The 26349-nt window shown below is 74.2% G+C and carries 14 protein-coding genes and 1 pseudogene; 3 read left to right on the forward strand and 12 right to left on the reverse strand.

From position 1 onward, the window contains the following. Window positions 1-19: 19 nt before the first annotated feature. The 3 genes from OG386_RS40510 to OG386_RS40520 all read right to left on the reverse strand — a co-directional run bounded on the left by OG386_RS40510 (window position 20) and on the right by OG386_RS40520 (window position 16031). Window positions 20-14305, reverse strand: coding sequence for a non-ribosomal peptide synthetase (locus OG386_RS40510; RefSeq protein WP_328792321.1), 14286 nt, complete (start codon window positions 14303-14305; stop codon window positions 20-22). Between the two features lie 103 nt (window positions 14306-14408). Continuing rightward, window positions 14409-15752 carry an enterobactin transporter EntS gene (gene entS, locus OG386_RS40515; protein ID WP_328792322.1) on the reverse strand — a complete coding sequence of 448 codons (1344 nt, stop codon included), beginning with the start codon at window positions 15750-15752 and terminating at the stop codon, window positions 14409-14411. A gap of 39 nt (window positions 15753-15791) precedes the next feature. Beyond that, a complete protein-coding gene (locus OG386_RS40520) occupies window positions 15792-16031 on the reverse strand; it encodes a phosphopantetheine-binding protein (protein ID WP_266601089.1) in 240 nt (79 codons plus the stop codon). Window positions 16032-16247: 216 nt separating this feature from the next. Here OG386_RS40520 and OG386_RS40525 point away from each other — a divergent pair, with 216 nt between their 5' ends. Continuing rightward, a complete protein-coding gene (locus tag OG386_RS40525; protein WP_328792323.1) occupies window positions 16248-16748 on the forward strand; it encodes a GNAT family N-acetyltransferase in 501 nt (166 codons plus the stop codon). Between the two features lie 81 nt (window positions 16749-16829). Here OG386_RS40525 and OG386_RS40530 read toward each other — a convergent pair whose 3' ends face one another. From OG386_RS40530 to OG386_RS40555, 6 genes are all read right to left on the reverse strand, one after another. After that, entirely contained in the window at window positions 16830-17036 is a 207-nt protein-coding gene (locus tag OG386_RS40530) for an MbtH family protein (RefSeq protein ID WP_266601093.1), read from the reverse strand. A gap of 49 nt (window positions 17037-17085) precedes the next feature. Beyond that, on the reverse strand, window positions 17086-18408 hold the full coding sequence (locus OG386_RS40535) for a condensation domain-containing protein (protein WP_328792324.1): 1323 nt from the start codon (window positions 18406-18408) through the stop codon (window positions 17086-17088). A 6-nt stretch (window positions 18409-18414) separates the two neighbouring features. Continuing rightward, window positions 18415-19812, reverse strand: a complete 1398-nt coding sequence (locus OG386_RS40540) for a lysine N(6)-hydroxylase/L-ornithine N(5)-oxygenase family protein (protein ID WP_328792325.1) — start codon at window positions 19810-19812, stop codon at window positions 18415-18417. A gap of 213 nt (window positions 19813-20025) precedes the next feature. Next, window positions 20026-20979: an acetylglutamate kinase gene (gene argB, locus OG386_RS40545; RefSeq protein WP_328792326.1), complete on the reverse strand. Its 954-nt coding sequence runs from the start codon at window positions 20977-20979 to the stop codon at window positions 20026-20028. Between the two features lie 25 nt (window positions 20980-21004). Further along, window positions 21005-21637, reverse strand: coding sequence for an isochorismatase family protein (locus OG386_RS40550; RefSeq protein WP_328792327.1), 633 nt, complete (start codon window positions 21635-21637; stop codon window positions 21005-21007). 183 nt (window positions 21638-21820) lie between these two features. Then, window positions 21821-22468 carry a hypothetical protein gene (locus OG386_RS40555; RefSeq protein WP_328792328.1) on the reverse strand — a complete coding sequence of 216 codons (648 nt, stop codon included), beginning with the start codon at window positions 22466-22468 and terminating at the stop codon, window positions 21821-21823. A 271-nt stretch (window positions 22469-22739) separates the two neighbouring features. Here OG386_RS40555 and OG386_RS40560 point away from each other — a divergent pair. Beyond that, window positions 22740-23075 (forward strand): annotated as a pseudogene (locus OG386_RS40560) (GNAT family N-acetyltransferase); the annotation flags it as partial. A gap of 12 nt (window positions 23076-23087) precedes the next feature. On the opposite strand, the gene OG386_RS40565 reads toward OG386_RS40560, so the two are convergent. Both OG386_RS40565 and OG386_RS40570 read right to left on the reverse strand, forming a co-directional pair. Then, window positions 23088-23813, reverse strand: a complete 726-nt coding sequence (locus OG386_RS40565; protein WP_328792329.1) for a DUF2625 family protein — start codon at window positions 23811-23813, stop codon at window positions 23088-23090. A gap of 110 nt (window positions 23814-23923) precedes the next feature. Then, the gene (locus tag OG386_RS40570; protein WP_327388780.1) at window positions 23924-24319 is read right to left on the reverse strand and encodes a RidA family protein; all 396 of its coding nucleotides are present in this window, start codon (window positions 24317-24319) and stop codon (window positions 23924-23926) included. 136 nt (window positions 24320-24455) lie between these two features. On the opposite strand from OG386_RS40570, the gene OG386_RS40575 reads away from it, so the two are divergent. Next, on the forward strand, window positions 24456-25427 hold the full coding sequence (locus OG386_RS40575) for a helix-turn-helix transcriptional regulator (RefSeq protein ID WP_328792330.1): 972 nt from the start codon (window positions 24456-24458) through the stop codon (window positions 25425-25427). A gap of 3 nt (window positions 25428-25430) precedes the next feature. On the opposite strand, the gene OG386_RS40580 is transcribed toward OG386_RS40575, so the two are convergent. Beyond that, complete coding sequence (locus tag OG386_RS40580) at window positions 25431-26270, reverse strand: class I SAM-dependent methyltransferase (RefSeq protein ID WP_328792331.1); 840 nt, start codon at window positions 26268-26270, stop codon at window positions 25431-25433. Window positions 26271-26349 lie beyond the last annotated feature (79 nt).

Genomic DNA, 26349 nt, shown 5'->3' on the forward strand with positions numbered 1-26349 from the left:
TCCTCGATTCGAGCCTGCGTCACTGCTGGGCCCTCCACATTTCTTCGAGCATGGTGATCTGGTCCTGGTCGAGATCGACCAGGTCGAGGTCCGAGGGGGTGTGCCCCGCGGACGTGCCGCCGTCGGCCCAGGCGGCGAGGGCGTCCACGGCGGCCGTCCAGCCGTCCGCGAGCTGCCCCACGGTGTCCTGGGAGAGCGCCTCGCCCGCCCAGGTGAAGTGCGCGGTGAGTTCCGGCCCGCCGTCCCCGTCGGTGATCTCCGCGGTGATCTCCAGTACGTGGGAGAGCGGCATCGCCGGGTCGGGGCGGGCGGACAGGGCGTCCGCCTCCGGGGCCGGGCCCCAGGCGGAATCGGCCCGGCCGGTCTGCCGGCCCAGGTAGTTCCACAGGATCTCGGCCCGGGCCGTCGGGTCGAACAGGCGTGCCGTGGCCGGGTTGTTGTACCGGAGCAGGCCGGCGCCGAGCCCGCCGTCGGGCACGGCCCGCAGCAGCTCCTTGACCTCCTTGAGCAGCGCCCCGGCGTCCGTGCGTCCGGCGGCGACCGCCGCCGGGTCGTACGCGCCCACCGGCAACCGCAGCGGGTGGATGCTGGTCAGCCAGCCCACCGTGCGGGTGAGGTCGGCGCCCGGCAGCAGTTCCTGCTCCCGGCCGTGACCCTCCAGGTCCACCGTGAACCCGTCCGGCCGGGGCCGGCCCGAGCGGGTCGCCCAGTCGCCGACCGCCAGCACCAGCGCGCTCAGCAGGGTGTCCCCGACCGTGCCGTGGAAGGCGGCCGGAACGGCCTGGAGCAGCGGTGCCGTGCGCTCGGCGGAGATCCGTACGGACAGCCGGCGCGCGGTGGCCGCCGTGTCGGTGCCCGGGTCCAGCGGACGTCCGGCGAGCAGCGGCCCACCCGGGGCGGCGGCCAGCCAGCGGTCCAGCTCGGCGGTGCGGCGCGGGCTCTGCGCCTCGGCCAGCAGGTGCGTGGTCCAGGCCCGCAGCGGGGTCCCGACCGGCTCCAGGGCCGGTGTCCGGCCCGCGGCGGCGCCCTCGTGGGCCGCCTGGAGGTCGGGCAGCAGGATCTGCCAGGACACCTCGTCCACCGCGAGGTGGTGGGCGACCAGCAGGAGCCGGCCCGGCTCGGCCGGACCCCGGTCGAGGTGCACGGCGCGCACCAGCGCCCCCGATTCGGGATCCAGCAGCCGCCAGACGCGCTCGGACTCGGCGGTGACCAGCTGGCGCAGGGCGGCCTCCGACAGGCCCGCCGCGTCCACGCCCTCCAGGACGGCGGCGGCGTCCACCGCACCCACCGGGCGGATCTCCGCACTCCACACCCCGGGGCGGGGCACGGTCAGCAGCTGGCGCAGCCCGTCGTGGTGGTCCAGTACGGCCTGCAGCGCGGCGGTGAGGTGCGGGCGCCGGACCCCGGCGGGCAGCCGGACCAGCCGGGCCTGCGCGAACGAGGCGAACGGGCCGCCCCGTTCGGCCAGCCAGGCGGCCACCGGGGGCAGCGGCAGCGGGCCGGGGCCCGCGCCGGCCGTACGGGCGGCGGGTGCGGCCGCACCTTCGGGCACCGTGGCCACCGAGGCCAGTGCGGCCGGGGTCGGGTGCGTGAAGACCTGCCGGGCGGAGACGGTCAGCCCGGCCTTGCGGGCCAGCCCCACCAGCCGGATGGAGACGATGCTGTCGCCGCCGAGCTCGAAGAAGTTGGCGTCGGGGCCCACCTCGGGCAGGCCCAGCACCTCGCCCATCAGGGCGCACAGGATCTGCTCGGGGGTCCCGGCGGGGACCTGAGCGGCCTGCGGGAGCGGTGCGGCCGGTACGGCGATCACCGGCGCGGGCAGCGCCCGTCGGTCCAGCTTGCCGTTGGCCGACAGCGGCAGCTGCTCCAGCACGGTGAACACGGCCGGGACCATGTACTCGGGTAGGCGGGCGGCGGCCAGGGTGCGCAGGGCCGCAGGGTCAACGGTCGCGCCGGGCGCCGGGACCGCGTAGGCCACCAGGCGGCGTACGCCGGGCTGGTCCTCCCGGACCACGACCGCGGCCCGGTCCACCTCCCGCGCGCCGGTCAGGACCGCCTCGATCTCTCCGAGTTCGATGCGGAACCCGCGCAGCTTGACCTGGTCGTCGGTGCGGCCGAGGTAGTCGAGCCGGCCGTCGGCGAGGCGGCGTACGAGGTCGCCCGTGCGGTACATCCGGGTGCCGGGGGCGCCGTACGGGTCGGCGACGAAGCGTTCGCCGGTCAGCGCGGGGCGGCCGAGGTAGCCGCGGGCCAGCTGGACGCCGGCCAGGTACAGCTCGCCGGGGACCCCGACGGGCACCGGCCGCAGCCGCTCGTCGAGCACGTACACGCGGGTGTTCCACACCGGCAGGCCGATGGAGGCCGAGGCCCGTCCTTCGGCGGCGGTGAGCTCCGTGCAGGCACCGGAGGTGACGTCGACGGCCGCCTCCGTGGGGCCGTAGAGGTTCTCCAGTGCCACCGGGGCGCCGGCGGCCGAGGCGTGGAAGCGGGTGACGAGCTCGCTGGGCAGCGCCTCGCCGCTGCACACGACCAGGCGCAGTGCGGGGCAGTCGGCGATGGCGCTCTCCCCGAGGAAGGCGGCGAGCATCGAGGGGACGAAGTGCAGGACCGACACGCGCTGTGCGCGGATCAGCTCGGCGAGGTACAGCGGGTCCTTGTGCCCGTCAGGACGGGCGATGACCAGCGGGACGCCCTCGGCGAGCGGCCAGAAGAACTCCCACACCGACACGTCGAAGCTCGCCGGGGTCTTCTGGAGCACCCGGTCTCCCCGGCGCAGGCCGTAGGCGCCCTGCATCCACTGCAGCCGGTTGACGATCCCCGCGTGCTCGACCAGCACGCCCTTGGGCATACCGGTGGAGCCGGAGGTGAAGATCACGTAAGCGGGATGGTGGGGCAGCAGGGGCGCGCGCCGCTCCGCCTCGGCCAGGTCCGAGCCGTCCAGCGCGGCCAGGCGGGACCGGACGCGGGGGGAGTCCAACAGGACCCGCTCCCTGCCCACTTCGGGGGAGAGCAGAGTTCCCGACAGGGTGTCGGTAAGTATCAGGACGGGCTGGGCGGTACGGGTCATGTACGCCAGGCGCTCGGTCGGCAGGCCGAGGTCGAGCGGCAGGTAGGCGCCGCCGGCCCGGACCACCGCGTGCAGGGCGACCACCAGGTCGAAGGAGCGCGGCAGGGCCACGGCCACCACCGACTCGGGTCCGACCCCGGAGCCGATCAGCAGCCGCGCCAGCCGGTTCACCCGCTCCTCGAAGTCGGCGCGCGACAGCTCCCGCCCCTCGAAGACCAGTGCGGGGCCGGTCTCCTCCTTCGCTCCCGCCGCCACCAGAGCGGCCAGCGTCCGCGGTCCGCCCGGGGCACGGTCGGTGTCGTTCCAGCCGTTCAGCGCGAGCTCCCGCTCCGCCGGGTCGAGCACCTCGACCGCCGAGACCGGCCGGTCCGGCGCCTCCACGACCGCGTCCAGCAGCAACAGCAGCCGCCGGGCCAGCAGTTCGACGGTCGTACGGTCGAAGAGGTCGGTCGCGAAGCGGATGCCGCCCGCGATCGCCCCGTGCTCCTGGGAGGCCCCGAAGGCGATCTCCAGGTCGAACTTGGCGCCGCCGGTCTCCACCGTGAACTCCCGCGCCGGCAGCCCGAACAGCTCCGGAACCGCACCGTCCGTGGAGTGGTAGGTCACCATCGTCTGGAACAGCGGGTTGCGCGAACGGGAGCGCTCCGGATCCACCGCCTCGACCACCGCCTCCAGCGGCAGATCGCCGTGGGCGAAGGCCGCCAGCCCGGTGTCCCGCACCCGCGCCACCAGCTCGGCGAAGCTCGGGTCCCCGGACAGATCGGCGCGCAGCACCAGCGTGTTGAGGAAGTAGCCGACGAGCCCGTCGAGCTCCTCGCCCTCCCGTGCCGACACCGGACTGCCCAGCGGGACGTCCTCACCCGCGCCCAGCCGGTGCAGCAGCGCCGCGACGGCCGCGTGCGCCACCATGAACAGCGTCGCCCCGCCCTCCCGGGCGATCCGCGCCAGCCCCGCCCCGGTCCGCGCCGGGACCTCGAAGGTCACCACGTCCCCCTCGTACGCGGGGACCGCCGGCCGCGGCCGGTCGGCGGGCAGCGCCAGCTCCGCGGGGGCGCCGGCCAGCGCCCGCCGCCAGTACGCGGCCTGCCGGCCCGCCACCGACTCCGGGTCGCCGGCGTCGCCGAGCAACTCCCGCTGCCACAGCGCGAAGTCGGCGTACTGCACCGGCAGCGGGGCGAGAACGGGCTCCGCGCCCGCCGACCGGGCGGCGTACGCCCGGTCCAGGTCCGCCAGCAGGGGGCCGGCCGAACCCTCGTCCGTCGCGATGTGGTGCACCAGCACCACCAGCAGGTGGTCGTCGGCAGCGGCCCGCAGCAGCGTCACCCGCACCGGCGGCTCGGCGGCCAGGTCGAAGACGTGCCCGCCGGCGCGGACCGCCTCCTCCTCAAGCCGCTCCGCCGCCACCTCGCGCACGGTCAGCGCCGCACCGGCCCGCTCGGCCGGCAGGACCACCTGGTACGGCTCGCCCTCGTGCTCACGGAACACGGTCCGCAAGCTCTCGTGGCGGGCGACCAGATCGCCCACCGCCGCCTCCAGGGCCGCCGCGTCCACCGGACCGCGCAGCCGCACCGCGAGCGGCACGTTGTAGGTGGTGCTCGGACCGCGCACGCTGTCCAGCAGCCACAACCTGCGCTGCGCGAAGGACAACGGCAGCCGCTCGGGCCTCGCGGCGGCCGCCGCGAGGCGCGGGCGCCCCCCGCCGGTGCGCTCCGCGAGGAGGGCGGACAGCGCGGCGACCGTCCGCGTCTCGAAGAGGTCGCGGATGGCGCAGTCCACGTCCAAGGCGGCCCGGAAGCGACTCACGGCGCGGGCGGCGAGCAGCGAATGGCCGCCGAGCGCGAAGAAGTCGTCCTCCACACCGACCGAGTCCAGGCCCAGTACGTCGGCCAGGATCCCCGCGAGGATCTCCTCGCGGGCGTCGCGCGGCGCCCGCGAGGCACCCGTGACCGGTGCGGCCGGCGCGGGCAGCGCCCGCCGGTCCAGCTTGCCGTTGGCCGTCGTCGGCAGCGCCTCGAGCGGCACCACCACGGACGGGACCATGTACTCGGGCAGCCGGGCGGCGGCCAGGGTGCGCAGGGCCGCAGGGTCGACGGTGGCGCCGGGCGCGGGTACCGCGTAGGCCACCAGGCGGGGCACGCCGGGCTGGTCCTCACGGACGACGACGGCTGCCTGCGCGACGCCCGGGGAGCCGCCGAGCACGGCCTGGATCTCACCCAGTTCGATGCGGAACCCGCGCAGCTTGACCTGGTCGTCGGTGCGACCGAGGTACTCCAGCCTCCCGTCCCGGCTCCAGCGCACCACGTCGCCCGTGCGGTACATCCGGGTGCCGGGGGCGCCGTACGGGTCGGCGACGAAGCGTTCGCCGGTCAGCGCGGGGCGGCCCAGGTAGCCGCGGGCCAGCTGGACGCCGGCCAGGTACAGCTCGCCGGGGACCCCGACGGGCACCGGCCGCAGCCGGGCGTCCAGGACGTACACCCGGGTGTTCCACACGGGGCTGCCGATGGAGGCGGAAGCGGCATCCGCCCCCGCTCCGGCCGCCGGGCAGTCCGCGGCGGTGACGTCGACGGCCGCCTCGGTGGGGCCGTACAGGTTGGCCAGGCGGGTCGCGCCACTGGGAGCGGAGGCGTGGAAGCGGGCGACGAGCTCGCTGGGCAGCGCCTCACCGCTGCACACGACCAGGCGCAGGGACGGGCAGTCGGCGACCTCGGCCTCGCCCAGGAAGGCGGCGAGCATCGACGGGACGAAGTGCAGCACGGACACGCGCTGTTCGCGGATCAGCTCGGCCAGGTAGCCCGGGTCCTTGTGGCCTTCGGGACGGGCGATGACCAGCGGGACGCCCTCGGCGAGCGGCCAGAAGAACTCCCACACCGACACGTCGAAGCTCGCCGGGGTCTTCTGGAGCACCCGGTCGGTGGAGTCCAGACCGTACGCGTCCTGCATCCAGCGCAGCCGGTTGACGATCGCCGCATGCTCGACCAGCACCCCCTTGGGCATACCGGTGGAGCCGGAGGTGAAGATCACGTAGGCGGGGTGGCGGGGGAGCAGGGGCGCGCGCCGCTCCGCGTCCGCGACCGGACCGCCCGGCAGCGCGGCGAGCTCGGCCGCCCGCTCCGGCGCGTCCAGGACGAGGATCTCGGTGTCGGGCAGCCCCGGCAGCGCCCCCAGCGAGGGCAGGTCCGTCAGCAGGCAGACCGGAGCGGCCGTTTCCGCCATGTACGCCAGGCGCTCGGTCGGCAGGCCGAGGTCGAGCGGCAGGTAGGCGCCGCCGGCCCGGACCACCGCGTGCAGGGCGACCACCAGGTCGAAGGAGCGCGGCAGGGCCACGGCCACCACCGACTCGGGTCCGACCCCGGAGCCGATCAGCAGCCGCGCCAGCCGGTTCACCCGCTCCTCGAAGTCGGCGCGCGACAGCTCCCGCCCCTCGAAGACGAGGGCCGTGGCCAGCGGATCGCGCCGGGAGCCGGCCGCGGCCAGCGAGTCCAGGGTCTGCGGAGCCACCGGTCGGGCGGTGTCGTTCCACCCGTCCAGCACCTGGGCGCGCTCGGCGGGGTCCAGCAGTTCCAGCGCGGCCAGCGGGACTTCCGGGGTCGCCGCGGCCGCGCCGAGCAGCCGCAGCAGCCGGGCCAACAGGGACCGTACGGTCTCCGCGTCGAACAGGTCGGTCGCGTACCGCACCCCGCAGGTCATCGCAGCGGGCGAGCCGGCGGTGCCCGCGGTGCGGCGGAAGAGGATCTCCAGGTCGAACTTGGCGTCTCCCGCCGCGACCGGGAACTCCTCGGCCGCCAGGGAGCCGAGGGCGCGCAGCGGCTCGGCGCCGCCGTCCTCGTAGGCCACCATCGTCTGGAACAGCGGGTGGCGCGACAGCGAGCGCTCCGGGTTGACCGCCTCGACGACCGCGTCGAAGGGCAGGTCGGCGTGGGCGAGGGCGGCCGCTCCGAAGGCGGCGGTCCGGCGCAGCAGTTCGGCGAAGGAGGGCTCGCCCGCCAGGTCGGCCCGGATGACCAGGGTGTTCACGAAGAACCCGACCAGCTCGTCCAGGGCCTCCTCGCCGCGCCCCGCCACCGGACTGCCCAGCGGGACGTCCTCACCCGCGCCGAGCCGGTGCAGCAGCGCCGCGACGGCGGCGGTCACCACCGTGTACATCGTGGTGCCCCGCTCCCCGGCCAGGGCCTCCAGCTCCGCCACGAGTTCGGGCGGCAGGGCCGCGGTCACGGTCCGGCCCTCGTGCGTGGGGCGGGCCGGGCGCGGTCGGTCGAGCGGCAGCGTCAGCTCCTGCGGCAGCCCCGCCAGGGCCTCCCGCCAGAACTCCGCCTGACCGTGCGCCACCGACCCGGCAGCGGCGGGGTCGCCCAGCAGCTCGCGCTGCCAGAGGGCGTAGTCCGCGTACTGGACCGCGGGCGGCGCGGTCTCCAGGACCTCGCCCGCGCACCGGGCCGCGTAGGCGGCGGCCAGATCGGCGAGCAGCGGGCCGGCCGACCACTCGTCACCGGCGATGTGGTGCAGCAGCAGGAGCAGCACCTGCTCGTCGGCGGCGGTGCGCAGCACGGTCACCCGCAGCGGCGTCTCGGTCTCGAGGTCGAAGGCGTGACCGGCCGCCGCGTCGAGGCTCCGGCCCAGATCGGCCGGCTCGACATCGGCCACCGTGAAGGGCACGACCGCCTCCGAAGGCTCCAACACCCGCTGGTACGGGCCCTCGGCATCCTCCGCGAACACGGTGCGCAGTGCCTCGTGCCGGGCCGTCACCTCCCGCACGGCCGCCTCCAGCGCGGCCGGGTCCAGCTCCCCGCGCAGCCGCAGGGCCAGCGGGATGTTGTACGTCGCGTTCGCGCCTTCCATCCGGTGCAGGAACCACAGCCGGGCCTGGGCGTGCGACAGGGGCAGCCGCTCCGGGCGCGGACCCGATGCGAGCACCGGACGGACCGCCGCGCGGCGGCCGGCCAGTCGCTCGGCGAGCGCCGCGACCGTGCGCAGCTCGAAGACGTCCCGCACCGAGCACTCGGTGCCCAGCGCCGTTCGGATCCGGGCCACCACGCGGGTGGCCAACAAGGAGTGCCCGCCGAGCCGGAAGAAGTCCTCGTCGGCGCCGACCCGGGGGACGCCCAGCACCTGGGCGAAGACCTCGGCGAGCCGCTCCTCGGCGGCCCCGCGCGGGGCCCGCCCGGAGGTGTCGGCCGCCACGACCGGAACCGGCAGCGCCGCCTTGTCGAGCTTGCCGTTCACGTTGGTCGGCAGCACCGGCAGCACCATCACGGCGGCCGGAACCAGGTGTTCGGGCAGCCGCGCGGACAGCTCGGCGCGCAGCCGGACCGGATCGGCCGGGCCCGTGACGTAGCCGACGAGCCGCGGCAGGCCCGGGGTGTCCTCGCGGACCACCACGGCGGCCGAGGTGACCCCGTCCAGGGCGGCGAGTTCGGCCTCCACCTCGGCCGGCTCCACCCGGAAGCCACGGATCTTGACCTGGTCGTCGACCCAGCCGAGGAACTCCAGCAGGCCGTCGGCCCGCCACCGTACGAGATCGCCCGTACGGTACATCCGGGCGCCCGGGGAACCGAACGGATCTGCGACGAAACGTTCCGCCGTGAGGGCGGACCGGCCCAAGTAGCCACGGGCGCTCTGCTCACCCGCCAGGTACAGCTCACCCGGTACGCCCACGGGCACCGACCGCAGCCGGCCGTCCAGCACGTGCGCCCGGCTGTTGTCGAGCGGCCGGCCCACCACGGGCGAGGCGCAGTCGTCCACCCGCGCCACCAGCGCGTCCACCGTGAACTCGGTGGGCCCGTAGTAGTTGACGACCTCCACCCCCGAGGCGGCGCGCAGCTCCTCCCACAACGCGGGCGGCACCGCCTCGCCGCCCAGCAGGAACAGCGGCGGCCGCCACTCGCCCGCCAGCAGGCCGGCGTCGACCAGCTGCCGGCCGTACGAGGGGGTGACGTCGAGCGCGTCGATCCGCTGCGCGCGCACGTACGCCACGACCGCGTCGGCGTCCCGGCGCCCGTACTCGTCCAGGACGTGCAGCTCGTGCCCGGCCACCAGCCACAGCAACTGCTCCCACGAGGAGTCGAAGGAGAAGGAAGCAGTGTGCAGCGCCCGTACCCGGCGCCCGAGCCGCTCGGCGACCGGCAGGTACAACTCCCGCTCGTGGTCGCGGAAGAGCCGGGTCAGACCGGCGTGCCGGAGCACGACCCCCTTGGGGCGGCCGGTGGAACCGGAGGTGTAGATGACGTACGCGGCGTGCTCGGGGTCCACGGTGACGTCCGCCCCGGGCACGGCGGCGGCCAGCGCCTCCACCGTCGCCGGCTCGTCCAGCACCACCAGGTCCACGCCGGGCAGCCGGTCCGCGACCGCCCGGGTGGTCACCGCGCACACGGGGTCGGCGTCGCCGAGCATGAACGCGATCCGCTCGGCCGGGTGGTCCAGGTCCAGCGGCAGGTAGGCACCGCCCGCCTTCAGGACGGCGAGCGTGGCCACCACGGTGTCGGCGGAGCGCGGGACGGCCAGGGCCACCACCGCGTCCGGGCCGACACCGCGCTCGGCCAGGACGGCCGCCAGCCGGCCCGCGCGGTCCCCCAGTTCGGCGAAGGTGAGGCGCTGCTCCCCGGCGACCACGGCCACCGCGTCGGGGGCCGCGGCCGCCCGGGCCGCGAACACCTCCGTCACCGCACCCGGCTCCACCGGCCGGTCCGTGTCGTTCCAGCGGGCCAGCCGGGCCCGCTCGGCCTCGTCCCGCAGCTCCCACCAGGACACCGGGTCCGCCGGGGCCGCCACCGCAGCGGCGAGGGCGCGCAGCAGGCGCCGGACGAAGGTGTCCACGGTCGCGCGGTCGAACAGCGCGGTCGCGTAGAACACCTCCAGTTCGAGGTCCTCGCCGTGGGCCGCGTCCGAGAAGGTGATGTCGAGGTCGAACTTGGTCACCCCGGGATCCACCCGGTCCACCCGGGCCGGCTGCCCGAACAGGTTCGCCACGTCCTGGGTCACGGTGCTGTGCGAGACCATCGTCTGGAACAGCGGGTGGCGGGCGAGCGAGCGCTGTGGGTTGACCTCCTCCACCACCGTGTCGAAGGGCAGGTCGGCGTGGTCGAGCGCGGCCAGGTCGGCCGTGCGCACCCGGTCCAGCAGCTCCGTGAAGGACGGGTCGCCGGACAGGTCCGTGCGCAGCACCACCGTGTTGACGAAGAAGCCGACGAGCTCGTCGAGCGCGCTGTCGCTCCGCCCGGCGACCGGGCTGCCGAGCACGATGTCCTCGCCCGCGCCGAGCCGGTGCAGCACCGCGGCCACGGCCGCGTGCACGACCATGAACACGCTGGTGCCGGTTTCGCGGGCCAGCGAGCGCACCGCGGCCGCCAGCTCGCGCGGCACCGCCTTGAAGACCACGGCACCGGCCGGGTCGGCCACCGCCGGGCGCACCCGGTCGGCCGGCAGCCCGGCCTCCGGCGGCAGCTCCGCCAGGGCCCCGCGCCAGTACGCCGCCTGCATCGCGGCGAGCGAACCGTCGGTCCGCGTCCGGCCCAGCAGCTCCCGCTGCCACAGCGCGAAGTCGCCGTACTGCACGGCCGGGACCCCGAGCTCCGGGTCCTCGCCGGTGCACCGGGCCGCGTACGCCCGCTCCAGGTCGCGCAGGAACGGCCCCATCGACCACTCGTCGCTCGCGATGTGGTGCAGCAGGACCACCAGGGCGTGTTCCCCGCTCGCCCCGTCGCGCACCAGCGTCACCCGCAGCGGGGCCTCCCCGGACAGGTCGAAGAGGTGACCCAGCGCGTCCCGCACGGCGGCCTCGAACGCGTCGGCGGCCACGTCGTTGACGTGCAGCCGCACCCCGGCATCCGCCAGGTCCAGCACCCGCTGGTACGGCTCTCCGTCCCGCTCCCCGAACACGGTGCGCAGGGTCTCGTGGCGGCCGGCCACGTCGCGCAGGGCCGCGTCCAGGGCGTCCGCGTCGAGCGCCGTGTCGAACCGCACCACGAACGGGATGTTGTAGGTGGCGCTCGCGCCCTCCACCTGGTGCACGAACCACAGGCGCTGCTGGGCGTACGAGAGCGGCAGCGGATCGGGGCGCGGACCCGCGACGGGCGCCGGACGGGCGGCGGCCGTGCGCCCGGCCAGCAGCGCGGCGAGCGCGGCCACGGTGCGCGCCTCGAACACGTCCCGGATTCCGCACTCGGTGCCCAGGGCCGTACGCACCCGGGCGATCACCCGCGCGGCGAGCAGCGAATGGCCGCCGAGGGTGAAGAAGTCGTCGTCGGGGCCCACGGTTTCCAGTCCGAGCACGTCGGCGAAGACCCCGCAGAGGATCTCCTCGCGGGCGCCCCGCGGGGCGCGCGACCCGCTGCCGGCCAGCGCCGCGAGGTCGGGGGCGGGCAGGGAGCGGCGGTCGATCTTCCCGTTGGCGGTCAGCGGGAAGGCGTCGAGGACGACCACGGCGGACGGGACCATGTACTCGGGCAGCCGCTCGGCCAGCGCCCGGCGCAGGCCCGCCGCGTCGGGGGCGGGGCCCTGGGCGGCCGGGGTGACGTAGCCGACGAGGTGCGGGAAGCCGGGGAGGTCCTCGCGGACCAGGGCGACGGCCCGGTCGACTCCCTCGCCGGTGGTCAGCGCGCTCTCGATCTCGCCGAGTTCGATGCGGAAGCCGCGCAGCTTGACCTGGTCGTCGACGCGGCCGAGGAAGGCGATCCGGCCGTCCGCGCGGCGGCGTACGAGGTCGCCGGTGCGGTACATCCGGCTGCCGGCCGGCCCGTACGGGTCGGCGACGAAACGTTCCGCCGTCAGCGCGTGCCGGCCGAGGTACCCCCGGGCCAGCTGGTCCCCGGCGAGGTACAGCTCCCCGGGACGGCCGACGCCGACCGGGCGCAGGGCCCCGTCGAGGACATGGGCGCGGGTGTTCCAGAACGGCACCCCGATGTCCGGGACCCCGAGGTGCGCGGGGTCGAGCCGGCTGGAGGTCGCCCAGACGGTGACCTCGGTCGGGCCGTACACGTTGGTGACCGAGCGCGCGGTGCGCGCGAGGCGTTCGGCGAGCGCGGCGGGCAGCGCCTCGCCGCCGACGAGCACCCGGGTGCCGCCGAGCGAGGCCGGCCGGCCGTCCTCCAGCAGGGCGTGCCACAGCGACGGCGTGGCCTGCATGACGGAGGGGCGGTGGGCATCGACGAGCGTGGCCAGCGCGGCCGGGTCCCGTACGGTGTCGCGGTCGGCCAGGACCACCGTGGCGCCGCTGATCAGCGGGGTGTGGATCTCCAGGGCGGCGATGTCGAAGGAGATGGTGGTGACCGCGACGAGCCGCTGTGAGGCGGCCAGTTCGAGTGCGCGGGCCTGCATGTGCAGGAAGTTGGCCAGGGCCGCGTGCGGGACGACGACCCCCTTGGGGCGGCCCGTGGACCCGGAGGTGTAGATCACGTACGCGGGGTGGTCACCGGTCAGCGGCGCGGTGCGGTCGGCGTCCGCGGGGGCGCAGGCGGCGGCGTCGGCGAGCTCGGTGAGGGCGTCGGGGGCGTCGAGGACGACGGTTTCGACCCCGTCCACGACCGGGGCGGCGGCCGCGTGGTCCAAGGTGGTCAGGACGCACAGCGGGCGGGCGTCCTCGACCATGAACTCCAGCCGGTCGGCGGGGTAGTCGAGGTCGAGCGGAAGATAGGCGGCGCCCGACTTCAACACGGCGAGCAGGGCCACCACGAGGTCGGCGGTCCGGGGCAGGGCGAGGCCGACGATGCTCTCCGGGCCGGCGCCCCGGCCGATGAGCAGCCGGGCGAGCCGGTTGGCGCGCTCGTCCAGGGCGGCGTAGTCCAGGGTGTCGGCGCCCGCGATCACGGCGGGAACCTCGGGGTGCAGCCGGGCGGCGTGCTCGAAGGCGTCGACGACGGTGCCGGCCGGTACCGGGTGGTCGGTGTCGTTCCAGTCGAGCAGCAGCGCGTCACGGGCGGCCGGCGCGAGCAGGTCCGGGCGCCCGACGGGCGCCTGCGGCCCGGCCGCGGCGGCCTCGCGCAGGAAGTGCGAGAACTCGGAGCGGCGCGCGGCCAGCGTCCCGGCGTCGTACGCCTGCGGGTTGGCGTCGAGCTCGAAGCGGATCCGGCCCTCGGCGGCGTCGTGGTGGACGCCGAGCGTCAGGTCGTCCACCGGGCCGGCGGCCACGTTGTGCACGGAGCCGGCCGATCCGGCGAAGTCGAGGGAGTTGTCGAAGGCCTTGATGTTGACCATGGGCCCCAACAGGCCCTGCTCGCGACCGGACAGTCCGAGGTCGCGGCGGATGTCCTCGGCGCGGTAGCGCTGGTGGCGGCGCAGGTCGCGGACGTCGGCCGCGACCGCGGCGACCAGCTCCGCCAAGGGGGTCTGCGGGCGGACGGCGACGCGCAGCGGCAGCACGTTGACGACCATGGACGGAACCTTGAGGGCCGCCGAGCCGAGCCGCGCCATGGCGGGCACGGACAGCAGCACGTCCCGGCTGCCGGTTGCCCGGTGCAGGTAGGCGGCGAACGCGGCGGTCATCACGTCGGCCCAACTGGCCTTGGCCGCGCGGGCGATGGCGAGCAACCCCGCCGTCTCCTGCTGGGTCAGCACGGCGCCGTCGCGCAGGAACGCGTGCGCCGCGGGGAAGCGGGCACCGCTCAGCGGTTCCGGCTCGGGGTGGTCGGCGAGCCGCTCCAGCCAGTAGGCGCGGTCCTCCGTGAAGCGCGGGGAGGAGCGGTAGGCGTGCTCCTCGGCGAGGATCGCCTCGAGCCCGCCGAAGGCGTCGGGCGTGGGCTCCGCGCCCCCGGCGAGAGCCGTGTAGACCTCGGCGGTGCGGCGCGAGAGCAGGGAGAACCCGAAGGCGTCCAGCACGATGTGATGGGCCCGCTGGTACCAGAGGGTGCGGTCCGGGCCGACCTTGTGCAGCGTGAACACGTACAGGGAGTCCCGGACCGGGTCCACCGGGCGGGCCATGTCGGTGCGCATGAGGGACAGCGCGGTGCCGTACGGGTCGTCCTGGCCGGTGTGGTCGAGCACGGCGACCAGCGGTCCGGCGGCCGGGCCGCTCCGGGCGACCTGGTACGGCTCGCCGTCGGGGTCCTCCGCGAAACGCGCCGTGAGCGCCTCGCTCTCGGCGACCGTCCGCCGCAGCGCCGTCACGAACAGACCGGCGTCCAGCGGGCCGTCGATCTCGACGTACTGGCCGACGTTGTAGACCGGGGAGTCGGGGTCGAGCCGCTGGCCGTACCAGACACCGGTCTGGGCCCCGGTGAGGGGGAGGCGCTGGGAAGGACGCTCGGTCATGGACATCGTGCTCCAGATTCGCTGCGGGTCCCCGTCCGGTGGCGGGACCGGCGGGGGAGGTCGACGGGATGCGGGGGCCTGCGGGCAGGCGGGGGAGAACCCGTTAGACGGCGGGGGCCGCGGGTGCGGCGGGCTTCAGACCGGCGGTGTCGGGGCCGGGGCCGGGCCCGTCGTCGTGGCCGTCCTCCGCGTCCCGCTCCTCGCGGGGAAGGGTGGCCCTGCGCAGGCCGGGTACGGCGATGGCCACGGCGACGGCGGCCACGGCGCAGATCGCGCCGTTGACGACGGCCGCCCCGCCGGGGCTGAACCAACGGGCGAGGGCGGCGACCTCGACGTCGCCGACGACGCCTCCGGTGGTGCCCTGCGTGGTGATGACGCTGACGATGCGGCCGCGCAGCCGGTCGGGGGTGCTGTGCTGGACGAGCGCGTACTCGAGGATCTCGTACACCGTGCCGGCGGCGCCGCCCACGGCGAGCAGCGCGAAGGCGACCCAGATGTTGCCGCTGAGGCCGAAGCCCACGGCGGACAGACCGCCCGTGAAGGCCGCGACGATCAGCAGCCGGCCGGGCCGGGCGGCCCGGGTCAGCCATCCGCTCGTGGCGGAGACGGCGACCGCGCCGACGGCGGGGGCGGTGTAGAGGAGGCCGAGCATGACCTCGCCGCCGTGGAACTGGCGGTCGACCATCTCGGGGAAGAGCACGACCGGGAGGTTGAAGAGGGCCATCACGCCGCCGAGGACGAGCAGGCCGCCGACGACGCGGTTGCGGACGGCGTACGTGAAGGCGACCAGCAGCGATCCGCTGTCGGCGCCGTACTCGTCCTCGTCCTCCTCGTCGTCCTTGACCGGGGGCAGGGGCCGGATCCGGGAGATCAGGAGGGTGGTGACGGCCGTGGTGACGGCGGTGAAGGCGAAGACCGGGCCGGGCCCCCACAGGGCGAGGAGCAAGCCGCCCAGGAAGGGCGCGCTGATGGAGCCGATCTCACCGGTCAGCGAGATGAGGGCGCCCGCGGCCGGGAGTTGGTCGGGGCGCACGAGCGTCGGGGCGACGGCCATCAGGGCCGTCACGCTGACGCCCGTGGCCAGGCCGTCCCAGGCGACGCACACGTAGATGCCCCACAGGGTCGGGTCGGGCAGCATCGCGTTCACGGCGAGGCCGGCGAAGGCGAGGGCGGCGGCGCCGCGGGCGCACACGATCAGCCGCCGGCGGTCGGTCCGGTCGGCCATGACGCCGCCCCAGAGCGAGCCGAGCAGCACGGTGACGCTCATGATCATGCTGGCGACGGCGACGTTGAAGGTGGACCGGGTCAGTCCGTACACCTGGGCGGACAGGGCCACCGTCGCCATGCCGAGGCCGAACAGGGACACCACGCGGGCGATGAAGATGGCGCGGAAGTCCCTGCTGGCGCGCAGGGGTTCGATGTCTATGACGAAGTCACGCAGAGGCACGGCAGGCTCCGGGGCGGGCAGGTGTGGGGGAGGGCGGGATCAGGGGGCTGCGGTGAGCAGCTCGGCCCACTGGCGCAGGGTCGGCCGTTCGGCGAGGTCCACGAAGCTGATGCGGGCGCCTTCGGCCCGCCATTTCTCGACGAGCGACATCAGCCGGATGGAGTCGAGGCCCTGGTCCAGCAGGTCCTCTTCCAGGGAGACGTCGGCGGGCTCCGTGTAGAGCACGTCGGCGACGTCGCGGACCAGCCGGTCGAGCGTGAAGGGCGGGGAAGCGGACATGGAGGGACTCTCTCCTCGGGAAATCGGCGGAGGGCGGAACGAAGGCAGCACTTCAGCGTTCTATTAGGTAAGGCTTACCTAACTAGTCACGAAGGTGCACGTCAAGCCGGGTGCGGTGAAGTGGTGACCGCCGCTTTGATGAACTGGCCTCTGGGTGTGATGTGTTGGATCGAGAGGCGAATTGCGGCTCAACTTAGGGAAGGCTAGCCTAAGTTCGTGATTACTGCCGCCACCCCCCGTCCCCCGCTGTACGGCACGGACGGTCTCCCGCCGTTGGTCCGGCGGGCGCGTCTGCACGACGCCCCCGCCCTGCACGCCCTCTCGCTGGCCTTCATCCGCTCCGGTGCCCTGCGGCCCCGCAGCATCGACCACTACCTGGCGCACGCCGGGGAGTTCCTCCTCGTGACCGGTCGCGGCCGCACGTCGGTCCTGGGCTGCCTCGCCCTGAGCGACGAGGGGGAGGGGGCCGCCGTGCTCTACAACTTCTGCGTCGCCCGGGGGAACCAGGGCCAAGGGCTGGGCGCCGCGCTGCTGCGCGCCGCGCTCGCCGACGCCCGGAGCCGCCTCGTGCGGGAGGTCTTCACGGCGACCACGAGCGGCGCGGCCTTCTTCCGGCGGCACGGCTTCGTGCAGGCCGGCCCGGGGCGGGCGCCCGGGGCCTGGGCCGGGGCGCTGGACCCCGCACGCGGCTCGGAGGTGCTCTCCAGGAGGCTGTGAACCACGCGACCGGGGCCGGACCGGAGCACGTGCTCCGGTCCGGCCCCGCGCGCGGGCTACGGGGCCGGTTGGCCCCCGGGATCAGCTCTTCGCGACCAGGCTGGCGGGCCGCATGTCGGTCCAGTGCGTCTCCGTGTACGCGGCGCAGCCCTCCCGGCTGTCCTCACCGTGCACGACGGTCCAGCCCGCGGGAACCTCCGCGAAGGCGGGCCAGAGCGAGTGCTGGTTCTCGGCGTTCACGAGCACGAAGTAGCGGGCGTCGTCGTCCTCGAAGGGGTTGGTGGCCATGGTGTCTCTCCTTTGGGTGATGACCGGGACGGTCGGTTCGGGAAGGGGATCAGTGGTGGACGGGGGAGGCCTGCAAGGAGGCGACCGGAACGTCGGGGGCGCGGCAGAGCGCCGCCAGGTCCTCGGTGAACAGGCGGGCGAACCGCGCCGGTTCGGCCTCCTCGTAGAGCACCGGGTTCGCGTCGAAGTCCAGGCGCAGCCGCCCGTCGGGGCCCGCCGCGGCGGACACCGACAGGTCGTCGACCGGCCCCGAGGCGAGGCTGACGACCCGGCCGCGGATCGCGCCGAAGTCCAACTCGGTCTCGAACGGTCGCAGGTTGACCAGCGGCCCGGGGACGCGGCCGCCCCCGTACTCCGGCCACACCTCGCGCGCCAGTTCCTCGCCGCGCAGCCGCTGGTGGCGGCGGAGCAGGGTCAGCTCGCCGGCCGCCGTGCCCAGCAGCGACCGGAAGGTGTCCGCCCCCCGGACGGGCAGCCGCACCGGCAGGACGTTCACGGCCGTCGCGGGCACCCGTAGCGTCCCCGGGGCGGTCCGTGCCGCCGCGTACACGGCGAGGACCGCCTCGCGCGCGCCGACCTGCGCGGTCACCCGCACCGCGGTCGCGGCGAGGACGACCTCGGCCCAGGTGACGCGCGCGGAACGGGCGGTGGCCCGGACGGCCGCGCTGTCCGCCGCGTCGAGGTGCACGGTGTGCCGCCGCGCGGTGTCCTGGGCCGGTGCCGCCCGTCCGGCGGGGGACGCGGGAGCGGGGCGGTCGGCGTACCGCCCCGTCCAGTACCGCCGGTCCGCGGCCTGCGCCGCCGAGCCGGTGTAGGCGCGGTCCGCGTCGGTCAGTACGGAGACCGGCGCGAAGGGAGTGGGTCCGGGCGGGCGGCCGTGCACCAGGGCCGTGTAGACCTCGGCGATCCGCCGGCTCAGCAGCGCCACCCCGTACCCGTCGACCGCCAGCAGGTGGAAGTACTGCACCAGCAGGTGGTGTTCGGGGCCGACCGTGACGAGCAGGGCTCCGGTGAGGTCGGGCGCGAGGCCGGTGCCCGCCGGGGCGGTGAGCAGCTCGGGCCGGGGCGGACAGGCGAGCTGGCCGCGTACCAGGTCGACGGCGGCGCCCACCGGGTCGGCCGCCGCGGAAGTGTCCAGGCGCGGCAGGCCGCCTCCGGTCATCAGCCGCGAGCGGAGCCAGGGGGCCTCGTCGAGGGTGCGCAGCACGGCCTGGTCGAGCGCCGCCGTGTCGAGCGGGCCCACGAGCTCGATGTACTGGCCCACGTTGTGGCCGGCGTACGAGGGATCCGCGCTCTGCGTCGCCAGGACGTGCGCCTGCGCCGCCGTGAGTCCGGCCGGCCCGGCCGCCCCCGGGGGTTCGGTGCGCGGCACGGCCGCTCAGCCCCGGTGGGCGGGGACGCCGTCGGCGACGGCCGCCGCCCTGGTCGCCAGTGCGGCCCGCACCTCGCGCTCGGCGACGCGCAGCAGCAGGGAGTCGCAGATCTCGCCCGAGCGCACGGCCAGCGTGGACAGCAGGGAGGCGGTGATGCCGTGGGTGTGCTCGGCGGCCGCTCCCTGGACGTAGATGCCGGCGCGGACGCGGTCGGTGGTCTCCACCCGGTGGTCGCGGCCCACGCGCAGCCTGCCCTGACCGTCCGTGAGGCACTCCCCGGCCAGGTCGCCGAGCAGCTCGGCCGGCTCGGTGGGCCGGTATCCGGTGGCCAGCACCACCGCGTCGCAGTCGAGGGAGAGGGTCTCTCCCGTGGTGAGGGAGCGCACCACGGCCCGGGCCCCGTCGGGGAGTTCCTCCACGGTGGTCAGGGCGGTCGCGTTCAGGATGCGCAGCCGTTCGGTGCCGGCGACCTTCTCCTGGTAGACGGTCCGGTACAACTGCTCGATCAGTTCGCCGTCCACCACCGCGTAGTTGGTGTTGGCGTGGTAGCCGATGAGCTGCTGCTTGACCTCCTCCGGGGCGCTGAAGAACTCGTCGACGGCGGCCGGGTCGAAGATCCGGTTGGCGAACGGGCTGTCGTCGGCCGGGCTGTACCCGTACCGGGTGAACACGGCGCAGACCTCGGCGTCCGGGAACGTGCGGTGCAGGTGGTCGGCGGTCTCGGCGGCGGACTGTCCGGCGCCGACGACGACGAACCGGCGGTGGGGACGGACCGTCAGTTGCGGTGCGCGGTGCAGCAGGTCGCGGTTGTGCCAGACGTGCGGTCCGGTGCTGATCCCGTCCGGGACGCGGGGGCGCAGCCCGGTCCCGAGTACGAGGTTGCGGGTGCGGGTGGCGCGCTGCGGCCCGGTGCCGGACGTGGGCCGGGTGATGACGTCCAGGACGTCCGCGGCGCCGTCCGGACCCGCCGGGCGTACCTCGACGGCCTCGGTGGCGTAGTCGACCAGTTCGTTGAAGGAGGCGGCGCACCAGCGGAAGTAGTCGTGGAATTCGAGGCGGGTGGGGAAGAAGGACTTCTGGTTGATGAAGTCGGCCAGCCGGTCCCGCTCCTGCAGGTAGTGCAGGAAGCTGAAGGAGCTTCCCGGATTGCGCATCGTCACCAGGTCCTTCAGGAAGGAGACCTGCATGGTGGCCCCTTCGAGGAGCATGCCCTGGTGCCATCCGAAGTCGTCCTGGCGCTCGATGAACGAGGCCCGGATCGCCTCGCCGGGGGCGCGTCGGCCGTTGTGCTCCCGGATCGCTATCGCCAGGGCCAGGTTGGCCGGCCCGAAGCCGATGCCCACCAGGTCCCTGATGTCCGGGAGAGCGTCCCCGGGTGTGGAGCTCGCGTGCGGTGCGGACATGCCCATCCTTCCTCGGTCCTACCCTATTTGGTTAGGTAAGGCTGGCCTAACATCTCTGACAGGCCGGAAGCTGTCAAGTTGGACCGAGGTGCCGTCTCGATCTGCGCCAACCAGGTTTACTGCCAGCAGAGTTGGGCACGCGGAAGACCCCGGAGCCGTAACGGCTCCGGGGTGGGGCGGGAGAGGGCCGGGGCAGGTCGACCCTCCCCCGGTTCAGTGGGGGAGGTGCTCCCCGTGCGGCGAACCGTGCGGCGACCCGTTCGGCGAATCTTCCGGAGGTCCGTCCGGCGGATCGTCGGGCACGACCGTGGTGCCGGTGTGCTCGTCGGCGAAGACCTCCAGGACCAGGGCGTGCGGAACCCTGCCGTCCAGCACGTGCGCCATCCGCACCCCGGAGCGCACCGCACGCAGGCAGCCCTCCATCTTGGGCACCATGCCGCCCGCCATCGAGGGCAGCAGTTCCGCCAGTTCACCGGCCGTGAGCCGGTCGATGATCTCCGTGCTGTGCGGCCAGTCCGCGTAGAGGCCCGCGACGTCGGTGAGCATCACCAGCTTCTCGGCGTCCAGGGCTTCGGCGAGGGCGGCGGCCGCGAGGTCCGCATTGATGTTGTAGACGTTGTCGTCGTGCGCTCCCCGGGCGATGGGGGAGATCACGGGGATGCGCCCCCGCTCCAGGAGGCCCCGTACGGTGTCGGGGTCGACGTGCACGATGTCGCCCACCAGGCCGATGTCCACCTCGGCGCCGTCCACGACGGCCGGCCGCCGGACGGCGGACAGGGTGCGGGCGTCCTCACCGGTCATCCCCACGGCGAAGGCTCCGTGACGGTTGATCAGTCCGACGATGTCCCGTTGGACCTGACCGGCCAGCACCATGCGGACGACTTCCATCACCGCGGGGGTCGTCACCCGTAGCCCCGCCGCGAACCGGACCTCCAGCGCGAGCTGTTCGAGCATCGCGCTGATCTGGGGGCCGCCGCCGTGCACGACGACCGGCCGGAGCCCCGCGTAGCGCAGGGAGACCACGTCCTGGGCGAAGGCCGCCTTCAGTTCCTCGTTCACCATGGCGTTGCCGCCGAACTTGACCACGACCGTGCGTCCTTGGAACCGCTCCAACCACGGCAGGGCCTCGATGAGTGTGCGCGCCCGTGGCGCCGCCCGTCCGCTCATGGGGTGGGGTGTGCGGTCGTCATTCTCAGGCTTCCAGTTCGTCGATGAGGGTCGTGGTGGTGTGCACGACGGCGCCCCGTGCGGCCGTCCAGCGCAGGGCCAGCGCGTGCTCCTCCGCGGAGGTGTCCGCCACCGCGTCGGCGACGACGAACGGCTGGATGTCGTTCATGAACGCGTCCGCCGCGGTGAGCAGTACGCCGGCGTGGGCGAACACACCGCACAGGATCAACTGGTCCCGGCCCGTGGTGCGCAGGATGCGCTCCAAGTGGCTGCGCAGGAAGGCGTTGTGCCGCGCGTTGGTGATCACGTGCTCTCCCCGGCGGGGGGTCAGTTCCTCGGTGATCGTCACGTCTCGGTCCGCCGCCGGTTCGGTTTCCATCTCGGCCGCGAGGCCCCGCTGTTCGGGGCGCTCGCCCGCCGGTACGGCACTGAAGACGACCGGGAGGCCGAGCCGTCGTGCGGACCTGCGGAGGTCGGTGATGTTGCCGATCAGGTCCACGAGGGGTGAGTGATCGCGGGGGAAGGGCCGCAGCAGATGGTTCTGCATGTTGTGTATCAACAGGGCGGCCCGGTCGGGGTCGACGGACCAAGGTGCCACGGAGCGCGGCACGAGGTCCTGGGTGGGCATGGGATATGGGTCGATGGTCACAGGGCCCACGGCTGGATCTCCTTGTCACCGGCGCTGCGCGGAGAGCCGGTGGTGAACGGGCGCGCGGAGCTCGACGAGGGGTGGAGGGCGCCCTCTCGACCCCTCATCTCGTAGTTAGCTTAGCCTAACCTAAGTCACCTGTGTGCGGGGTGAGCGACGCCCTTTGGATTCGTTCCTCGTGTGATCGGGCGTTCAGTCCCGGCGCGACGCGCGGTCGCTCAACCCGCCCGAGGGGTCGTCCGGTTGACTGTCCGGGGACAGGAGGGGGTCGTCGAGCTGCACGATCCGGTACCCGACGCGCCGGCTCGCTGCCTTGGGGGGTCTGCGCCGCCGGCCCGCACCGGCCTGCATCGAGCGCGCCCGCTGGGCCGCCGCGATCAGTGCCCCCACCGGTGGCGCCTCGGCGCGCAGGCGGTTGAACCCGCGCACGGAGATGCCCACGAGGGTCGCCGCCGCCGGCCAGGCGGCCCCTTTGCGGATCGCGTTCAGCATCAGCTGTAACGCGGCCGGGGTGGGCGTCGCCCCCGGGTTCAGCCCGTGTGCCTCGGCCAGTGCGTGCGCGGCGCGGAGCGCCGCGGCGAAGCTGGCGTCGATCTCCAGCCACTCGCACAGAATGCGCTCGGGGACGCCGGCCGCCGCCGCGCACCCGGGGACGGTCAGCCCCTGGGCCGCCCCGCGGAGGGCGTCCGCCATCCGGGCGATCGTTTCCTCCCGTTGACTGGGCGTGCGGCGCAGTGCGTCGCGCAATGCCCGGTCCATCTCTTCCTGGGAGCCCATCCAGGCCAGCACCTCGTCGGCCCACTCGTCCTGCTGCGCTTGGTCTCGCGCGTTGTCCTGCATCCCCGCACCCCCACTCTTAGGTAAGCCTAACCTAATAGTGGAGTGCAGGGGGAGGGGTCCGGTCGCAGTCGTGGGATTCCCGGGGCGCGCCGGCTCCGTCCCAACCCGGCCGGACCGTGCGGAAGTTGAACGGTGAACCGGCTTTGTCGGCCGGTGTGTGCGTCACTCATGGCCGAACAGTGTGCCGCAGACCACGGGCGACGGTGCGCGGATCGGCAGTCCCGCCCGATAAGTGGCTGCAACCGGCCAAAGGCCGCAGCGCGGATCGCCGGATCGGAGGGGCGCCGCCGAGCGCCAGGGGCACGTCCGCGCGGAGGCCGGGGAGGTCGAACTCGGCTACATGTTCCTCCCCGAGGCGTGGGGGTGCGGGTACGTCGCCGAGGCGTGCGCGGCGGCTCTCGACTGGTTCGCCGACGCGCATCCGGGCGAGCCGGTGGTCCTCTGTACCCAGACCGCCAATGACCGTGCGATGCGCCTCGCGGCGAAGCTGGGCTTCACCGAGGTGGAGAGGTTCGAGGAGTACGGCGCCGAGCAGTGGTTCGGCGTACGGCCGAGGCACAGCGGTCCGGTGCCGGAGCAGGATCCCGTACGGTCGCGCAGGCCCTGATCCGCGGCGGCCTCACACGTGGCCGAGAACTCCGGGATCGGCCGGCCCCAGCTGCCGGGCGAAGTCGGCCGCCGCCCCGAGGACCTCGCGCATCGGCACCGGCCGCCGACTCGTGGCCCCGAGATCCGCACGGGCCTCCTCGGACCACAGGAACGGGTAGACGGTGATCCCCTGCGACAGGGCGAGGGCGGTGGCCTCCTCCCGCCAACCGGGCCAGCGCAGCCCTTCGTAGAACGTCTCCAGGTCGCCCGAGAGCAGCCAGGACACCCATGCGGAATGGCCCATCTCCAGCGCCTCCCACGCGAGCGTGTCGGGAGCGAAGTAGGTCATCTGTCCGGGTGCCCCCGGGCGGCCCGAAGCCGCAGGATCACGGCCGTTCAGCGCGAAGACCCCACCGACGACATCGTGCCCCACGACGAGTGCGGTCCCGGGATTCCAAGCGGGATCGAAAGCCGTGGGAAAACCGTTGACCTGCCCCAGGCTCGGCAGGCCGCCGTCGACGGACGAACCGCCGCCGAACACCCGCACCCATCCGTCGTCCAAGAGCAACCCGCCGGTGTTCAGCGCGAGAGCACCGAGCGTCGACCGCGCGGTGACCTGCATCTGCACGAGGCACCGGCGCCCCTCGTCGAAGTCGACGGGAAGCACCAGCGCGGGCACGGAAGCCTCAGCGAGCATGTCCTGAAGCCCAGGCCAAGCCGGATCGTCCACATCGGCCAACTCGTCGATTCCTCGCATCCGAGGATGATCGCAGCAACCCGCCCGACCTCGGCCATCGGGTTGGAGCACGAGTGGAGCTCCCGGCCCAGGGGCTGATCCGACCGGCGCAGGCCCCCGCGCCGGTCGGATCAGGCGACGGCGGTCCCCTCGAGCTCGACCATCTGGCCGGGGATCGCCAGTCGGGTCACCCCGAGCATCGTGGTGGTCGGTGCCACCCGAGCAGCGCCCAACCGCGCCGCCAGCCCGCCGTAGTGCTTGAAGAGCAGATCGACATCGGTCGTGTAGACGTTGAGCCGCACGAGGTTCGCGAGGGACATGCCGGCCTCACCGAGCACGGCCTCCAGGTTGTCGATGCTCAGCGTCAACTGCGCCGCCATGTCACCTTCGTGCCGGGGCGTACCGTCGTCGCCCATCGCGGTCTGCCCCGAGACGTACAGGGTCCGTGCGTGCCCGGAGACCACCTCACCCTGGTTGAACCCCAGCTCCACCGACCAGGTCACCGGGTTGACCGCCGTTCGTTCCATCGCCACGTCAGCTCCATTCGATCCATCGGGAGTACGTACGTCCACCGGCTCGGCAGCCACCGGCCTCGACGTCGTGTGCACGAGCCTCCCAGCCCATCACGACACCCTTGGTCAGGTATTCCGTTACGGTTCCCGTATGCGCGCCGATCGGCTGGTCTCACTGGTGCTGCTGCTGCGCCAACGCGGTCGGTTGACCGCGGACACGCTGGCCCGCGAGCTGCAGGTGTCCACCCGCACCGTGCTGCGCGACATCGAGGCGCTGTCGGCGGCCGGCGTCCCGGTCTACGCCGAACGCGGGCGGCACGGAGGGTTCGAGTTGTTGCCCGGTTTCCGGACCGAGCTCACCGGACTGAACCACGACGAGGCCCTGGCCCTGCTGGCCACCGGATCGGGGCGCGGCGAGCGGGCGTTCGGCCTCGGCCCGGCGCTCGCTTCGGCCCTGCGCAAGGTGGTCGACGCGCTGCCCGACAGTCACCGGGCCACCGCGAGCGACGCGGCCCGCCGTTTTCTCGTGGAGCCCGAGGTCGACCTGCTCTCACGCCGGCTGGTCGCGGACGAGGTACCCGGCACCACGATGATCGTGGTCCGGCGCGCGGTGCTCGCCGGACACAAGCTGCGCATCCACTACGCGGCCACCGGCCGGCCCCCGCAGTGGCGCACGGTGGACCCGATCGGCCTGGTCACCGTACGCGACCGGGTCTACCTGCTGGCCACGCGATCCGGCGCGGACCGTACCTACCGGCTATCCCGGGTCCTGGCCGCCGAGGAGCTCCCCGAAACCGCCCAGCGGCCGGACCGGGTCGATCTGGACCGGATCTGGCGGGAACGCGCCGCGCGGTTCCTGAGCGAGGACCACATCACCGTGCAGGTACGGGTGAACCCGGCGCGGCGGGAGGAGCTGCTGGACACCGCGCTGGCCGTCCGCGCCGAAGAACCCGACCCGGACGGCCGGCTGCGGCTGGAGCTGACCTTCCAGGATTCACGACATGCCGAATGGGCGCTGTGGCAGCTCGGCACGGACGCGGAAGCCCTGGCCCCGCAGTCCTTGCGCACCTCCCTGCGCGACCGTGCCGCCGCCCTCGCCGCCCGCTACGCAGACCCGTACTGAGCGCTACCGCGTGGCGCGCAGCCGGGCCGCGGAGTAGGCCGGGGCGCCGAGGGCCAGCAGGCGGAACAGACCCGCGGCCGCGCGGTGGCCGATGCTGATGCGCTCCATCACCCGGTGGTCACCGATCCACTCCCAGGCGGGTGCCACGGCGGCGAGCCCGCGGCCGCCCCGGGCGCCGGAGCGGAACTGCGCCCCCGTCGCCTTGACGATGGGGTGCCGGCCGCTGAGCGCGACCTTCGGGTGGAAGAAGTCCGCCACCAGCTCGGCGGCGGGAAACGCGGACCGGCAGGAGGTCAGGAAGGCCTTCAAGCCGGCCGGGTCCAGGTACATCAGGACGCCCTCGGCCAGGACCAGTACGTCGCGCCGCTCCCCGACGAGGGGCAGCAGCTGATCCGCCCAGTCGGGTTCGGTGATCGAGGCGGCGAACACGCGGGAGTGGTCCCCCGGGAGCAGCTCCGTCCGCAACCGTACGACCTCGGGCACGTCGACGCCGAGCCAGGTGACGGAGGCGGGCAGGGCGCCCGCGAGCCGCTCGGCGCGGGTGTCGAGGCCGATGCCCACCGAGACGACCACCGCGTCGGGGTGGGCCCGGCAGAAGGCGGCGGTCAACTCGTCGAAGACGATGGCCCGGTGGACCGAGCCGAGCGCATTGCTCCGGTCGGTCAGGACCTCGGGCGCGCGGTATCCGGTCGAGGCCAGCACGGAGGCGGCCGCCGGGTCGCGGAACGCCGTGCCCGGGAGGAGCTCGACCGCGTGGGCACGGCCGTACAGGGGGGTCAGCAGGGTCATGGCCACGCCGCTCAGGCCATGGGCGGCGCCGCCGCCCTCGGAGGTGTTCGACATGCGCGTTGGACTCCTCGGTTCGACTTGGAACGGTGCCGATCGGTGCGGATCGATCGCTCGGATCGGCCTTCGGGAGAAC

The organism is Streptomyces sp. NBC_00273, assembly GCF_036178145.1.
Taxonomy (GTDB): Bacteria; Actinomycetota; Actinomycetes; order Streptomycetales; family Streptomycetaceae; genus Streptomyces.